The organism is Sediminitomix flava (assembly GCF_003149185.1).
Lineage (GTDB): Bacteria > Bacteroidota > Bacteroidia > Cytophagales > Flammeovirgaceae > Sediminitomix > Sediminitomix flava.
Genome location: NZ_QGDO01000001.1, coordinates 422,327 through 439,957, shown reverse-complemented (window position 1 = coordinate 439,957; position 17,631 = coordinate 422,327). Strand labels below are relative to the sequence as shown.

Genomic DNA, 17,631 nt, shown 5'->3' with positions numbered 1-17,631 from the left:
AATATAGAATAATACAAATGTATCCGTAAAACATCTTGTTGTTTTACGGATATTCTTATTTTTGGCTTTTAGAAAGAAATAAGAATTTTTATTGTCACTCCTCACTGTAAGATTTGGACGAGGAGAAATAGAACTAAACTATGACAGTTAGCGAATATTTTGAAGCCTTCAATCAGTTGAATGTCTTGATCGTAGGTGATGTAATGATCGATTCATATTTGTGGGGAAAGGTAAGTAGAATTTCACCTGAAGCACCTGTGCCTGTTGTAAATGCAGAAAAAAGGGAAAATAGACTTGGAGGAGCCGCTAATGTTGCTAGGAACATTAAAGCACTTGGAGCAAACCCTATTCTTTGTGCTATAGTAGGTGAAGATGAGGATGGACGTATCTTAAGTCAATTGTTGGAGGAAGATGGTATGAGTTCTGAAGGCATTATTCAGAGTGCTGACAGAATTACAACTGTTAAACATAGAATTTTGGCGGGCTCTCAGCAGATGCTAAGGCTTGATCAAGAGATGAGTCATCAGATTTCCGATGGAGAATCAGAGAGCTTAATTGCTCAACTTAAAAAAATTGTAGCTTCTAAAAAGATTGATATTATCATTTTTGAGGATTACGATAAAGGGGTTCTTCATGAAAATTTGATTCAAGAAATTATTGCTTTCGCTAAAGAAGAGAATATTCCTACTACTGTAGATCCAAAGAAAAGAAACTTTCTTTCTTATGGTGGAGCTACACTTTTTAAACCCAATTTGAAAGAGTTGATGGAGGGGTTAAATTATCAGCCTACTTCAGATGTTCTTGCAGATGTAAAATCGGCAACCAAAGCATTGAAGAATGAAATGAATGTGGATTCTGCAATGATTACTCTTTCAGAGCATGGAGTTTATATTACTGATTTTGAAAATGAATATCATATTCCTGCACATCGTAGAGAAATAGCAGATGTGTCTGGTGCTGGAGATACAGTAATCAGTATTGCATCGGCTTGTTTGGCACTAGGAATGTCAGTTGATAAAGTTGCTGAAATAGCTAACCTTGGAGGAGGTTTGGTTTGTGAACATTTAGGTGTTGTACCTATCGAGAAAGATCGATTAGAAGAAGAAGCAACAAAAATATTAGGTTAAAAAAGAAGAAGCCCTCTAACTATTAGCTAGAGGGCTTACTTCTTTAACACTTAATACTTAATTAATTATTTTCCTGAACAACCGAGATTGATACAAGAAACCGTAGCAACTCCTTTATCAGATGTGATCTTCACATGGATCAAACCTATATCGTAAGCACTCAAATTACAGCTGTGACTTGAGCCGTTTACTAATTCTTCACCTCTTTTCACTCCGGCTACATAGTATTCGATAACTCCTTGAATTTCCTCATTGAAATTAAGGTTCATTTCGCAACCAGACTGATACGTTACTGGGTTCGGATATGCATTTACTTCTAGTAACCTTACAGGAATGATTGGCTCATCAAATATTGGCTCGTCAGTAGTTTGATCTTCAGTACTTTCAATGTCACTATCAGTAGAAGGTGTGTTTGAAACTGTAGTTACTGGTTCAGAGTCACCTACTGGAACTTCAATTTCTAATGTTAAACAACATCTGTAGTAATCGAAGACCATTATTTGATATGTTCCTGGAGCTAGTTTATCACCATTCAATTTATTTGCCAATCGATCAATTCGGTCACCGCCTTTTACAAACCAGTCAACTTTATAATCATATGGTTTGTCAAGGAAAGTGGTACCACCAGAAACTTCTAGTTCGATAGCTCCACAAGCCTTGTCTTCACCCGATGGTGTAATTGTTCTGCTGTTCTCAACAAGTTCACTACAGTCAACTTCAATTTTTGGAACAGTATAGATGACCGCAACTTGACATCCGTCGTTAGATTTTACACTCACTTGATAATCTCCAGCCATAAGGTCTTCAGCACGCATAGAGTTAGCTAAACGATCAATACGTTCTCCATTCGGACCGTACCAATCAATTTTATAAGCTTCTTCAGTACTCATACTACCTATAGCTTTTGAGATATCAATCATACCAACTCTTGCACCATCAGTAGTTGGTTCTTCTTCTACCATCTCTTCATTGTTCAAGGCTCCAACTAACTCTTCACATTCCATGTTTACGCAAAGAATATTGAAACACATATTTAAACAACATCCATTATCGTCCGTAACAAATACTTGGTAAGTACCAAATGCAAGATCGGTAGCTGTAGTCTGATTTGCGAATTGGTCTAAACGGTCACCACCCTTGATAAACCAATCTACCTTATAATCATATCCTGTACCTTCAAATGGCATTCCCCCTACAATATCTACTGTGGCTACGCCTGTTCCAGGATTTGCATTGGGGCTTCCAATAGTATCTTGTGCTACAATATGTACATTACCGCCTAGTCGCTCAGGGCCTTCGAATGCAGGAACTAAGAAAACTATCTTACATCCTAATTTATCCTTGATAACTACTCTATAAAGGTCTCTAGGGAGCTTAGTCGCACATTCCTTATTTGAAAGTTCTGGGAATACAGGACCATCGTGTCTAAACCAATCAATCTTATAGGCAAAATCTTCACCCTCGTACGGATTACCTCCTTGAATATCTAGTTTGATGATTTCACCTTCACAGTCCCAATCTTGGGTAACTGTCACCGAAAATTCTTCACAATTCTCAGATGGGATAGTTTTCTGAGCATGCACGTTTGTTAAGCCAAGACATAGTGTTGCTATGGCTCCAAATAGTAAGTGTTTGAAGTTCATGTTAATTATTTAGAAAGTGGATTGAGATTATAGCTATGTAAACGAAGGTTTACAGTTGTATACTTTACAAAAAGGATTTTACTTTCGATTAGCTAATATGCATAGTGTCCCACAAAAACTGAATTATTAAACAACATAAGAGTGCTAAATGAATACAGTAATTGAAATATTAAGTTTGCTTTGTTAATAACCCCGAGTGGGGTACCAAGGTGCTAAGTGTGTCTCTAATTTTTTTGTGTCTCTTGGTATCTATTTCGCCAAGTTACTCTCAAAACTGATTCACATTTATTAAGGTTCAATCTAGGTTCAAATTGCTAGAAATTAATCTAAGCTTTCAATAAAATCTTTATGGAGCACAATAAAAATACGAAATGTAACATTGTAATTGTTTTAAGAGTATACTTTCTAAATGAAGTTTAATATTAGGGAAAAGTGTGAAGATTACTTCTTAACTGAATCCTATTTACTTCTAGGAATAGTACAACTTAAATGAATAAATCAATTTTATTCTGATAATATGCTAAATAATTAGGAATTATAGTTCCTAAAAAGGATAACATTGATTTATTTTGGACTTATCAAAGCTAAAAACTGACTAATTATCAAATCCAAAATATATGATTATTATTAATCGCCTCATTGCGCTAAAACCTTTGAGTCTTATATTTTTTATTATATCTACTACTGTTGCTGCTATTGCTCAACCAGAATCAAAAAATATCACAGTTTTAGTAGAGCCGAATTCTTCATTTGAAGTCTATCCTACACTTTTTCCATATAATGGTGGAGATCACGAGAACCTTACAGAAATTTATATTGAAGCTGTTTCTGTTACTGGAGGAACTCTTTATGTCCAAGGAGAAGGGGATTCAGAGATAAATAGTGGTGAATCAATATTTATTTCCAATGGACTGTTTGACTATGGAGGGTTCGAAAACCCTTTAAGATTAGACGCTGGAATAGAAGGAGGACAGTATGTCTACAATTTTTCAATCACAGATGGAACGGGTACTTCTAATATTCATCAACTAACATTTTATGTTGTTGAACAATTAAAAACATTTAATCCTTACCAAAATCAAGATGGAGTAGCATATGATCAGGATATAGTAGTTGAGTTTGGTGATGGAATAGATCAAGCTTTTGTATCTACATCTAGTGTTTTTGTTCATGGTTCTTATTCAGGGAAAATTGACGGAAGTATCAGTTTTGCTGGAAATACTATGACCTTTGATCCTGATGTGAACTTTTTACCTGGTGAAAAAATATCTGTTACATTAACGGATCAAATTACCTTATTGAGTGGTGAATTAACTCCATATTACTATGAATTTACGGTCGGAAATGATGGTGTTCTTAGTATGAGTCTCATTGATGATGGTGCTTTTTCCTTTAGCCCAATTGAAACTATCAATGATATTAAATTAGTAGACTTTAACCGAGATGGACTTCTTGACTTAGCTCTTGCCTTGTCTTCTGAAAATAATAAAGTCTTTCTCAATAATGGAGATGGTGGATTTTCTAATTCAGCAATTGAAATTGAATCATCTTCAAATAAAACCTTTGCTTTTGAATTTGCAGATTTAGATGGAGACGGGTATTTAGATGTAGTTTCAGTAAATGATGATGGTTATGTTGAGGTATATTTTAATAATGGGGATGGTACTGTTAGTTTAACACCAGTTCAACTAGGTGTTGATAATGGTGGCTATTTTGATTTAGCTATAGGCGATCTTAATAGAGATGGTTATTTAGATATTTATGCTTTAAGTTCTCTAAATGGAGATCAAGCTTGGTTAAACAATGGAGATCAAAGTTTTTCTAACTTATTGGTCAAATATAACAGCATAGATTTTCCAGACCCTGTATATTCTTTAGATGTGATAATATCTCCTCTAGTAAATGGAGAGGTTAATATTGTTACTACTCTTTCTGGGGGACTACTTACAGCCACCTATCAAGGTGGTGAGTTTAATCAAAGTAGTTTTCTTTTTGAAACCGACTATACATTATTACTTGAAGGCGATTTTGATTTAGATAAAGGGCTTGAATTCATAGCTTTAGAAGATGACCTTGAAGGTGGGATGGATCTTGTTCTTTTTCAAAATGATGAGATCCAATCAGGTGTATTTAAAAGTACAACCACTTATGTAGAAGATCATGTATTTTTTGATCTACATGGGAATGATTGGAATCCATTATACATCTTTGTAAATGCTTCTGAAGATACTTATGTATTTAATAATGACTTCTCTACAAATAATAGCATTACAAATTTACCCTCAAATATGTCTTTTGTAGACTATGGAGATGTTAATGGGGATGGAGACCTTGATTTTATTTTTTCAGATGGGAGCCAGGTTTATATCTATCTTCATGATAAACCAATGGTAATAGATGAACCTCAGTATACGTATTATAGAATCAATGAATCTATTTATACTTTTTCTTCAGATGATATTTATTATCCAGACCAAAGCGGAGATGAAGGAGAGCTTCATACAAGTGTAGAAATTCTTTATACTGAAGTAGATAATTCAGGAACTCTATTCTTAGATAATGATCTAGATGGTACTTTTTCTGCTGGAGATTTTGAGTTTGTTGATGGTACTGATTATGAAGTAGCAATTGCTGATATAGATGCTGGTAAGTTGAGATACATATTTGCCAGTGGAGGGATTGATTATTTTGAATTTGGTATAAGTGATGATGGAGGATTAAATTATGATTTTTCATATGGACTTGATATTGAATATGCTCCTGACCTTACCTTCATTGGTATTTCTGATGATACAGGAGTAGACCCAACCGGAAGGACAACTATATCTAAAGATGAATTAAATAATGGAATATCATTTGAGTTTTCAGATGATATAAACGGAACTGCTTCTTTTTCTGAAATCATAGGGTTTGATGGCGTTCAAATAACAGGAAGTATCAGTGGACTTCTAAAATGGAACTATGAATCATCAAATTTTGGAGAGTATCAGATTAATGCATTTCAAAACAAAGTCTATCTAGAATTTTGGAATGTTGACTTTATAGAAGGAGAAACAGTAACAATATCATTAAATCCAAATCTGTATGGGGCTAACAACAGTTTCTTTTACGGTCCTGCAGCTTCATGGACATTTGTGGTGACAAATAGTCAGGGTTCAGATGATTTTAGTTTAGCATTAGATGAAGACTACTCAGATGTTACAAAGAATTTTAGTCTGTATACATCTACTTTGGTAGACCCATACAACCAGGCCTACTTTTTTGCTTTCGATGAGAATGAAGGTAAGTTTAATACAGTCTATTATGATACCGAATCTTTTGGCTTTGCTTATTGGGCTTTGGGAGATAAGACTTACCCGAATGTAATAGACCTAATCAGTATAGCTGATTCAAAGTTTATAACTATTGAAAATGATGGTGTTGATAGTTATGTGGTCTATTATAATATGGTTGAGGGTTTTGGCAAAGAGTTAGAGTTTAATACGATTGCCGGAGCTTCTTCAATTATTACATCAGATGTGAATTCTGATGGATTTTTAGATCTGATTATTGGCTCAAGTACATCAAATGCAGTGGTACATTATGGAGTCGGTGGAAGTTACCGAGAGCCAATATTTGATGAAACCCCTACTGCATTTGGAGAAACGGCTACTATTAAGTTTGATACATATGATTTAGATGGAGATTTAGACTTAGACCTTGTAGAAATCACTTCAAGTAAGGTTAAGGTTTGGATTAATGATGGTGTAGGTGGCTTTTCTAAAACAGAATATGATATATCGGGTGTAAACCTTGTCGATTTTGTAATATCAGATTTTACGAATGATGGCTTTGTTGATCTGATTTTACTAGATGGTAATGCTGTCGGTGATACTAAACTGATGTTGGGCTATGGTGGTGACTCCTTCTCAGAAGAGGTGACTATAAATACGGCTTCTGCTACCTCAATTAGAGCAATAGACCTAAATAATGATAGTTATCTAGATTTTATTACCGCTTCTTCTGGAAATACAGCTCAAGTATTTATCAATAATACCGTTGATGGTTTTGAAGCCCAATCTATTGACTTAGGTTCTGAAAGCCCAATTGCTATCTATCCATATGAAATAAACATTAAAAATGGTGTAGACTTTTTTGTGAATACATCAGAAGGTGTACAAACGTTTATCTATAATGAGGCACCTGAATTATATACGCCATCTTTTAATCAGAATTCATTCTATATTTCTCCTAATAACACAAATAGCTTGTCTACAATCTATTATGAGGATGATGATGTGCAAAGAGGAGATGCAGAAAGGTTAGTGAAAGTAGTTGAGTATACTGGTGATTCTAAATTACAAAAGTTTGTCACATCAAGTTATCAAGATGTACTAGTAAATGAAACCTTTACTTTTTCTGATTTAGCTTCTGGTATAATACAAGTAGAAGCAGGTTTGGAAGGAAGTGATACCATTTATATCGAGCTTTTTGATGGATATAGTTGGAGTGAAACAGGATATTTTCTTGTTGATATTATTAATGAACTGAATATTGATTCGACAACTCCAAGACAGAATGGATTAGCTTTATATTCTAATCCTGTTGAATTTTTAGCTTCAGAGTATTTAGATATTGGAGAAGGTTTTTTACCAGGTTCAGAAGTCTTTGGTAGCTATGGCCGAAGATTTGAAATAGGTGTAGAAGTTAGTTCATCGGAACCTAAATATACTTTTATAAACCCTTACAGTGAAAGATACATAGCTGGAGAAAAGGTAAGTCATATTTTTACAGGTGATGTACAAACTATTGAAGGAAGTCAAAATTTATCTTCTTCTTATCAACTTCAATTTATCCAAAAGCCTTTAAGTGGTAAAAACTTTGAGTTGACTGAGGCGACCTCAGAATTACCAATTTCTGGTGTGAATGATGTGAGACTTGTGATGCATTGGCTAAATGATCGCCCAGACTTATTCGTAATGACTTCTGCCGGACTTGACGTTTACAGTCAATTCAATGCAAATGATCCTAGTGACTATCAAAGTATTGGAACATCGGGTTATGTAGCTTCAGGTACTTCTCAAATTTTTGATATTAATGATTTGGATAATGATTGGGAATCAGATTTAGTAGAAGTTACTGATTCAGAACTTAAGATTTGGTGGGGTGTTGATTTAGGTGAGTATGAAGCTACTCCAACAAATTTTACACATTCAGGAATAGAAGAATTAGAATTAGCAGACATAAATAATGATGGCTTTCTAGATATTATTTATTCTACATCTTCTGAACTAAAAGTGTTGATTAATGATGGTTCAAAGTTTATAGAACCTGATGAACATTCTTATCCATTATCATCTATCATAGATCATGCAATTGGTGACATGAACAATGATGGACACCTTGATATTTATATTGCAACTTCAGGTGATGATAAGGTTTATTTAAACGGAGGTGATGGTACTTTTACCGAGTTTGCTACAGTGGCTATTTCTAATGATCAATCTATTGTTTTAGAGGACTTTGATGCCGATAGAAATCTTGATGTATTGGTCGTTACAGGAGCTTCGAATGATAATGTCATTTATCTTAACCAAGGTGATGGTAGTTTTAATTCGACACCTATTCTTTTTGAGAGCAGCACTAGCTATGACGATATTGATGTTGGCGATCTTAATGGAGATGGACACTTAGATGTCGTGACTACAAGTTTGACTGATGGTACTAAGCAATTTATCAATGATGGATTTGCAAGCTTTACCCAAAGCACTATTGGAACAGATCTTTTTGGAACTAAGGTAATACTGGGTGATTTAGAATTTGATTATGATTTAGATTTGTACGTAGTAACAAGTACAGGTATCACAATCTATACTAATAATACACCTCCAACAGCACAAAATATAACTAGACAAGTAGAGAATACAGGAGGAACAGAAATCGTGTTTTTTAATCCTGATGACTTTGGTTATCAAGATGCAAACCTGGATTCATTCACAGAGTTGAAAATTGTTTCAGTTCCTACATTAGGTTCATTGATTTTTAATTTAGAAGGAGATGAGACCGTAACTGATGGGTATATTTTTCAGTACTGGGAATTGGAGGATGGACTTTTAAGGTTTGAGATTCCAAGCGGCTCTACTGATAAGTTTACATTCCAAGTTTCCGATGGAAAAACATTTAGTACAGAAACATATCAAGCCGTAGTTACTTCAACGAATGCAGCTACAATTCAGAATTTTTACACAGATAATGCATTTACAAACGATTCGACAGCTTTGTATTATGATTTATCTGATACAGGTACAATTTACTATGCTGCCTTTGATAGTCGAATTGATATGACTGACCACTCTCTTATATCGGCTGGTACTGGAGCTTTAGATTTTGGTAGTTATGCAATAACTGAGGCAGGAGAAGCATTGTCCGATACAGTCCTATTTGATATAGGGTTTAGCGAAGGAGATTCGATTTATTATTATATCTATTTAGATGATGGTGAGAATTCAGCTATTCATGAGAGTTTATTGTACCTAGATATACCTCCTACACCAGTTCTTGAACTTGATGGTATTAGTTCTCCTACAAATCAGTCTACTCTTTTTGTAGATGTTGAGTTTGAGAAAAGAGTTGATGATTTTACCTCAGCTGATATAGAAATTTCACCAAAAGCAGTGATAAACAATATCACAGGTGGAGGGAGAAGTTATACGTTAGAAATTGATGTTTTAAATACGACAAGTACAGGAGATTCGATTTGGTTATTTGTAAAAGATAATTCGATTTCATACACAACAACTCGAACGTATTTAGGTATTGATTTACCTGAAGGCTTTGAAGAAGAAATTATTTTTGAAGGAGGAGAACCACCTATTATCCCAGAAGGAGAGGGGCAAGAAGGTGGAGAAGAAGGTTTTCAACTTCAAGAAATTGAAGAAAAGGAAACGTATTCATTCAATTTCAAATCAGATACACTTCATTTCTACTTTGATGGAATTATTGAGACGCCTTCATTGATCACTGAAGACACTACTTATATTGATGGCGAATTATTGAATATCTCTTTCAAATTCAATGAAAATGTAACCGTGGATTGGGATGGAGACCTTCCTTATTTGTGGGCATTATTAGATGTGCCTTCAGAAAAGTATATAAAAGTTGAATATGCTTCAGGTTCAGGTACAGATTCTTTGGTCTTCCAATATGAAATTGAAGTTGGTGATGAAGATAAGAATGATTTGTATATCGCATATTTCAGTGGCGGAGACGTATTAGATGAAGTTGGAAATACTTATGACTTTACTGATATTCTTATTAATGATTTTGGAGGTGGAAATCTATTCATAGATGCTATTGCTGAGCAACCATCAATTTCTGGAGAGTTGGCATTTCCTCATAATAACTACTCTGACTCGTTGGTTGTCGTAAAAAACACCAATGATGGAAGGGAAGTAAGTCATTATAAGGTTACATCTATACTTAATGGACAGTTATTCAAAGCGGATTCAACATCTGAAATAAGTAATAGTGACTTCATTACAGCAGAAGAAGCTTCTGATGGTTTGATTTTTAAACCAACAACTGATTTTTGGGGAGCAACATCTTTCGAAGTGACACCTTCAGTTACAAATGATGATACTGGATTGGGAACACTTCTAACTGTTGATTTAGATATTGAATATGCCCCAACTTGGGTATCTATTGAGCCCGATACTAGTTTATATTGTTTTACAGAAATAGGAACGATTTCAGACCTTGTTGTAGTAGATGATGCTTTGAGTACTTACACTTGGTATGACTCAACCGGTACAGAGCTGAAGTCTGACCTCGCTGAGGTAACTTTTAGTGAAGCTGAAATTGCAGTAGCTTATGCAGATTATAATCGTGGTGGAGAAGATACGGTGACATTACATTTTGATGTCAAAAAGTCTTATAACACGTATGAGAGTCAATTGAAAAGGTTTACAATTCAAATTGCTCCTCAGATGCCACTTGTTACGGTGAATAATGCAGACTTTATACTTACAGGTAATACATATGAGTATGATGTAAGTTTCAATGAATTTGAAAGTACTGATTCTCTTATTTATCAAGGAGAGAGTAATACCACAGATTATAACTGGTATGCTTCAGATATGAATTTAATCACAACGGTATCACATGAGGTCGGCGAAGATCAGAAAATAGATTTATATGATTTGGGGATTGAAAGAGTTATAGAAAATTCATCTTCTAATCAGGTTTTCAATGTATTTGTCTCTCAAGTGGATGAGAGTGGTTGTGAATCTGAATTAATTGAAATCCAATATACAATCTTGGCAGATACAGAAATTACAGCACCAAGTGTCGTTACTCAGGATTCTATTTATATCAATGGAGAAACGATCAGTGTGTTACTTGATTTTGAAGAGGATGTATTCGTTTCAACAGATCCTTCTTTTGTGCTAACGCTAGATAATACGGTAAATATTCCTGTTCAGTTGGATTATGTATCAGGTTCAGGTACGGATTCATTGTACTTTGAATATGATGTTCAGATTGGCGATATGGATATAGATGGAATATCTATTTCTAGTTATTCTGGTGTAGTAACAGATTTGGCAGGTAATGAATTTAGTTTCTCAGAAACATACCCAGTAGCCTTAGATGGCGGTGAAGTTAAAATTGATGCTTTAACAGAAGCTGCAGTCGTTACAGGTGATTTATCATTCCCACAAGATGATTTTTCAGACTTAATCTATGTAAATAAAAATGCGAATGACGGAAGAGAACTTACGCATTATAAAGTTTCTTCTTTTGTAGAAGGACAACTTTATTTGAGTGATAGCACAACTCAAATAACTGATGGCGATTTTATAACAGTAGCTCAAGCCGAGGCTGGATTAGTGTTTATGCCAAATGCATCTTATGTAGGTGGAGCAAGCTTTAATGTGACATCTTCTGTAAGTAGTGATGCATTAGGTTTAGGAGAAGAAATAACCGTAGATCTTGATGTTGAGTATGTTCCAACTTGGACAGATAATTCAACTGAGGTTGCAAATTACTGTTTCTTAGATCTTGGAAGTGTCTCTACTTTATCTATTGAAGATGATGCTTTAAGTACTTACACATGGTATGATTCTACAGGAGCAGAACTGAAATCGGGAGTGAGCGAAATATCTCTTACAGAATCAGAGATGGCGGCAGCTTATTCGAACTTTAATGATGGAGGAACGTTCCATTTTGATGTTCAAAGAACTTATAATTCAAATTCTAGTTCAGTAAAGCGTTTTACAGTCGTTATAGCTGAAGAAATACCACTTGTAACGATCTCAAACACTGATTTTAGCTTAACAGGAGATGTGTATTCGTTTGAGGTGAGTTACAATGATTTTGATGAACAAGATAGTTTGTATTACGGGGGAGAATCTGACGTAGAACAATATGTTTGGACATATAGCACAGGAGATACAACTGTCGACGCGAGTGGTGAGAATGTTGGTTTTATAGCTGTAGCAGATTTAGGTGTAGTTAGAGGTGATGCATCGTCGGATCAAGTATTTACAATCACTGTTTTACAAGTTGTAGATGGTTGTGAGAGTATCGAGCGAACAATCACATATACAGTCTTAGCGGATACAGAAATTACAGCGCCAACAGTAGTGACTCAGGATTCTACTTATGTAAATGGTGAAACGATAAGTGTGTTACTTGATTTTGAAGAGGATGTATTTGTTTCAACTGCCCCATCTTTTGTACTAACGCTAGACAATACGGTAAATATTCCTGTTCAGTTAGATTATGTATCAGGTTCAGGTACGGATTCATTGTACTTTGAATATGATGTTCAGATTGGCGATATGGATATAGATGGAATATCTATTTCTAGTTATTCTGGTATTGTAACCGATTTGGCAGGTAATGAATTTAGTTTCTCAGAAACATACCCAGTAGCCTTGGATGGTGGAGAAGTTAAAATTGATGCTTTAACAGAAGCTGCAGTCGTTACAGGTGATTTATCATTTCCACAAGATGATTTTTCAGGTTTAATCTATGTAAATAAAAATGCGAATGACGGAAGAGAGCTTACGCATTATAAAGTTTCCTCTTATGTAGAAGGGCAACTCTATTTGAGTGATAGTACAACTCAAATAACAGATGGCGATTTTATTACAGTAGCTCAAGCCGAGGCAGGATTAGTGTTTATGCCAAGTGCATCTTATGTAGGTAGTGCAAGCTTTAATGTGACATCTTCTGTAAGTAATGATGCATCAGGTTTGGGAGAAGAAATAACTGTAGATCTTGATGTTGAGTATGTACCAACTTGGACAGATAATTCAAATGAGGTTGCAAATTACTGTTTCTTAGACCTTGGAAATATCTCTACTTTATCTATTGAGGATGATGCTTTAAGTACTTATACATGGTATGATTCTACAGGGGCAGAACTGAAATCGGGAGTGAGCGAAGTATCTCTTACAGAATCAGAGATGGTGGCAGCTTATTCGAACTTTAATGATGGAGGAACGTTCCATTTTGATGTTCAAAGAACTTATAATTCAAATTCGAGTTCAGTTAAGCGATTTACGGTAGTTATAGCTGAAGAAATACCACTTGTAACGATATCAAACACTGATTTTAGTTTAACAGGAGATGTGTATTCGTTTGAGGTTAGTTACAATGATTTTGATGAACAAGATAGCTTGTATTACGGTGGAGAATCTGACGTAGAACAATATGTTTGGACATACAGCACAGGAGATACAACTGTCGATGCTAGTGGAGAGAATGTTGGTTTTATAGCTGTAGCAGATTTAGGTGTAGTTAGAGGTGATGCATCTTCGAATCAGGTATTTACAATCACTGTTTTACAAGTTGTAGATGGTTGTGAGAGTATTGAACGAACAATCACATATACAATTTTGGCAGATACAGAAATCACAGCACCAAGTGTCGTTACTTTGGATTCTACTTATATCAATGGAGAAACGATAAGTGTGTTACTTGATTTTGAGGAGGATGTATTCGTTTCAACGGATCCTTCTTTTGTACTGACGCTAGATAATACGGTAAATATTCCTGTTCAGCTGGATTATGTATCAGGTTCAGGTACGGACTCATTGTACTTTGAGTATGATGTACAGATTGGCGATATGGATATAGATGGCATTTCTATTTCTAGTTATTCTGGTGTGGTAACCGATTTGGCAGGTAATGAATTTAGTTTCTCAGAAACATACCCAGTAGCCTTAGATGGTGGTGAAGTTAAAATTGATGCTTTAACAGAAGCTGCAGTCGTTACAGGTGATTTATCATTTCCACAAGATGATTTTTCAGGTTTAATCTATGTAAATAAAAATGCGAATGACGGAAGAGAGCTTACGCATTATAAAGTTTCTTCTTTTGTAGAAGGACAACTCTATTTGAGTGACAGCACCACTCAAATAACTGATGGCGATTTTATTACAGTAGCTCAAGCCGAAGTAGGATTAGTGTTTATGCCAAGTGCATCTTATGTAGGTGGAGCAAGCTTTAATGTGACATCTTCTGTAAGTAGTGATGCATCAGGTTTAGGAGAAGAAATAACCGTAGATCTTGATGTTGAGTATGTCCCAACTTGGACAGATAATTCAACTGAAGTTGCGAATTACTGTTTCTTAGACCTTGGAAATATCTCTACTTTATCTATTGAAGATGATGCTTTAAGTACTTACACATGGTATGATTCCACTGGAACAATGTTGAAGTCTGGTGTAAGTGAAGTTTCTCTTACAGAGTCAGAGATGGCGGCAGCTTATTCGAACTTTAATGATGGAGGGACATTCCATTTTGATGTTCAAAGAACTTATAATTCAAACTCTAGTTCAGTAAAGCGTTTTACAGTCGTTATAGCAGACGAAGTACCATTTGTCAATATCTCAAGTTTTGATTTTGACGCTGATACCTATTCATTTGAGGTTAATTACTTAGACTTTAATAGTGAAGATTCGATCAGATACGAAGGAGAAGATAATGTAGAATCTTATATATGGTATGACTCAAATGATAATGAGCTAACAATACAAGATGCTTCTGAAACAAATAGTATTGCCGTGACAGATCTTGGTATTAGTTCAACAGACCAAACGATGGATGAAGTGTTCAACTTTAAGTTGGCACAAGTTGTTGATGGCTGTGAAGGAGAACCTGTCAATGTTGTTTATACGATTTCATCAGCTGTTTTTGATTATAATATTCTTTCTGTCGAAGGTATAGATCCTTCTTGTTCTTTTGAAATGTCAGATGGAGAGCTTGTAATTGTCATCGAAAGAGAAGCACTTTTAACCTCAGATACGACTTATCAAGTTAGTTATGTAAAGGATAGCGAAACAACTAACGTAAACGTAGTAGCTGTCAATGATACCTTAAGAGTCTCAGACCTTACACTAGGTACTATTTCAGATATATCGGTGAATATGGTTCGTACTTCTGAGACCATAGAGAAACCATACAGTGGTTCTATTACTTTAAGTTACCCAGAAGGTTGTTTACAGTTAGAAGATTATGATGCGTTGGTAGACCTTTATACTAATTCTGATAGTGTGAATTTCCCTTGGGATATGGAAGATGGTTTGGATAAAGCAAGTTCTTGGACTGGAATAACACTAAATGATGATGGATATATTGAAGCAATCGATTTATCTGAACAAGGAATAAGGAACTTAGACTTAAGCCATATTTTAAGTTTATCTGCTTTAGAGAATGTTAGTGTAGATGGTAATAACATAGATTTCAATGATTTGGCGAGTGCATCTGAAAATGATTGGACATCTTTTGTGTATTCACCTCAAGACAGTATTTACCTAACTCCAACACAAAATGTGTATGTTGGAGATACTTTAACAATCACCCTTCCTTCTTTTGAAAATGCAACTTATGAATGGTATAAAGGGGATGAAGTGATTGGAGAGTCTGATTCAATCTTTAGTATAAACAGAACTTCTTCTTCAGATGCAGGGAATTATTATGCAATCGTAAATAGTGATGATTATACTGATCTAACTTTGTATACTTCTTCAGTTGATGTAACAATAGTGGGTAGTGTTGTAGAAGCGGATTCATTAGCATTATTGTCATTGTTTGAGAGCTTAGGAATTGAAGACTGGGATAGAAATGCTCCGATTCGCGAGTGGCCTAGAGTTGGTACTGGAGATTCAGACAGAATTACATCTTTAGATCTTAGAGACTTAGATATTTCTGAATTACCAAGTGAATTGTTTAGTCTAGAAGCATTAGAACGATTGATTTTATTCAATAATAATCTTTCAGATTTACCTGTAGATTTAATCGAACTTGTGAATTTGGAGTACCTAGATTTGGATAATAATAACTTTACTTCTTTACCTGAAGATATATTCAAACTAGAGTCTATTCAAGTGATTTCATTCTTCAACAATCAGCTAACTACATTAGGTGATAGTGATGAGTTGTTGAGTGGAGTAAATACAGATAGTATTCCAATTAAGTCACTTATTTTGAGTTATAATCAATTGACTGAAATCCCTGATTTTGTTGGAGAAATACCATCATTAGAACAATTAGATGTAAGTCATAATAACTTAACTTCTTTAGATTATGATATGAGTGGAAATACAAAGTTAGTTGAGTTGTATGCTTCAAATAACAATATCTCTAATGTTTCCTCTTCTATTCAAAATTTGACTCAACTTGAAAGACTAGATTTATCAAACAATGAATTAGATAGTCTACCAACATCAATAAGTGCATTGAATTTATTTAATATGAATATCAATGTATCTGTAAATAAATTAGCATTTGACCAGTTAGAAATGCTATTAGGTGCTTCAGAGTTGGTTTATGAAGGTCAAGTGATTACGACTAACTCAGTGGAGTTGAGTTTAGAAGTTGGTGATACGCTTCTTCTAACAGCAGATGTTGAAGGTGACTACAATACTTATTCTTGGTATAACGATGGAAGTGAAATAGAGAATCAAATCAATGATACTTTACAAGTCAATGATATTACAGCATTAGAAAGTGGGGTATATTATGGTTATGTTTCTAATATTTTCTTCCCTAATCTGAGGATAAAAACAGATACATATTATGTAGGTGTTGCTTGTGATGATATCAGTGGAGATGGTTGGTTAGTGAATGAATCTGATACCTTGATTTGTGAAGGTACCGCTACTCCTGTTACACTGAGGGCAGAAGTACCAACCGATGTTAGTGTTTCTTCATATGTTTGGTTGAAAGATGGAGAAGTATTACCATTTACGACTGGTAATATTTTAACTACTTATGATATTGGTAATTACCAAGTTCGAGTGATAAATGAACAAGGTTGTTCTATCCTTACAAACTCTATATCTGTTTCTGAAACACCATCACCTGAAGTACGCTTAGTTTTATCTGAAGATGGAGTTTTAATAGTAGATACTGATCAAGAGGAGTTCTCTACGTATTGGTTTAAAGATGGAGTCTTGATGACGGATGTTGATCCTAATTCGATGGAGTATGCGCCAATTTATTCAGGAATCTATCAGGTTTCTATAGAGACACAGAGTGGTTGTGTTGGTTATTCGCAGTTAGTGAATTATCAGACGACAATTACATCTGTTGAAGATGTAACTAAAGAACTAAGTTTATTACCTAACCCAACTACTGGGAAGTTAAGAATTGTAGCTGATGGTTATCTTCTTAAAGATATGATGGTAAGTGTCTACTCAAGTAGTGGAGAGCGAATGAAAAATGTTCGTGTTGATCTAAGTAATGAGAGTATTGATCTCAGTGATTTACCTACTGGAGTTTACTTCATTGAACTCGTTCACGATGACACTAGAAAGATTCTAAAAATTATGAAACAATAAAAAAAGGGGCTCTCCAAAATGGAGAGCTCTTCT

3 protein-coding genes are annotated in these 17,631 nt (G+C 34.8%); 2 read left to right on the top strand and 1 reads right to left on the bottom strand.

The genetic code is table 11. From position 1 onward, the window contains the following. Window positions 1–140: 140 nt before the first annotated feature. Window positions 141–1,127 carry a bifunctional heptose 7-phosphate kinase/heptose 1-phosphate adenyltransferase gene (locus BC781_RS01625; protein ID WP_109615503.1) on the top strand — a complete coding sequence of 329 codons (987 nt, stop codon included), beginning with the start codon at window positions 141–143 and terminating at the stop codon, window positions 1,125–1,127. 65 nt (window positions 1,128–1,192) lie between these two features. Here BC781_RS01625 and BC781_RS01620 read toward each other — a convergent pair whose 3' ends face one another. Continuing rightward, window positions 1,193–2,770 carry a hypothetical protein gene (locus tag BC781_RS01620; protein WP_109615502.1) on the bottom strand — a complete coding sequence of 526 codons (1,578 nt, stop codon included), beginning with the start codon at window positions 2,768–2,770 and terminating at the stop codon, window positions 1,193–1,195. A 617-nt stretch (window positions 2,771–3,387) separates the two neighbouring features. On the opposite strand from BC781_RS01620, the gene BC781_RS01615 reads away from it, so the two are divergent. Further along, a complete protein-coding gene (locus BC781_RS01615; RefSeq protein WP_109615501.1) occupies window positions 3,388–17,598 on the top strand; it encodes an FG-GAP-like repeat-containing protein in 14,211 nt (4,736 codons plus the stop codon). Window positions 17,599–17,631 lie beyond the last annotated feature (33 nt).

Excerpts from the sequence above, each read along its gene's own strand:
- BC781_RS01625 (WP_109615503.1), top strand. The coding sequence starts at position 141 with ATGACAGTTAGCGAATATTTTGAAGCCTTCAATCAGTTGAATGTCTTG.
- BC781_RS01620 (WP_109615502.1), bottom strand. The coding sequence starts at position 2,770 with ATGAACTTCAAACACTTACTATTTGGAGCCATAGCAACACTATGTCTT.
- BC781_RS01615 (WP_109615501.1), top strand. The coding sequence starts at position 3,388 with ATGATTATTATTAATCGCCTCATTGCGCTAAAACCTTTGAGTCTTATA.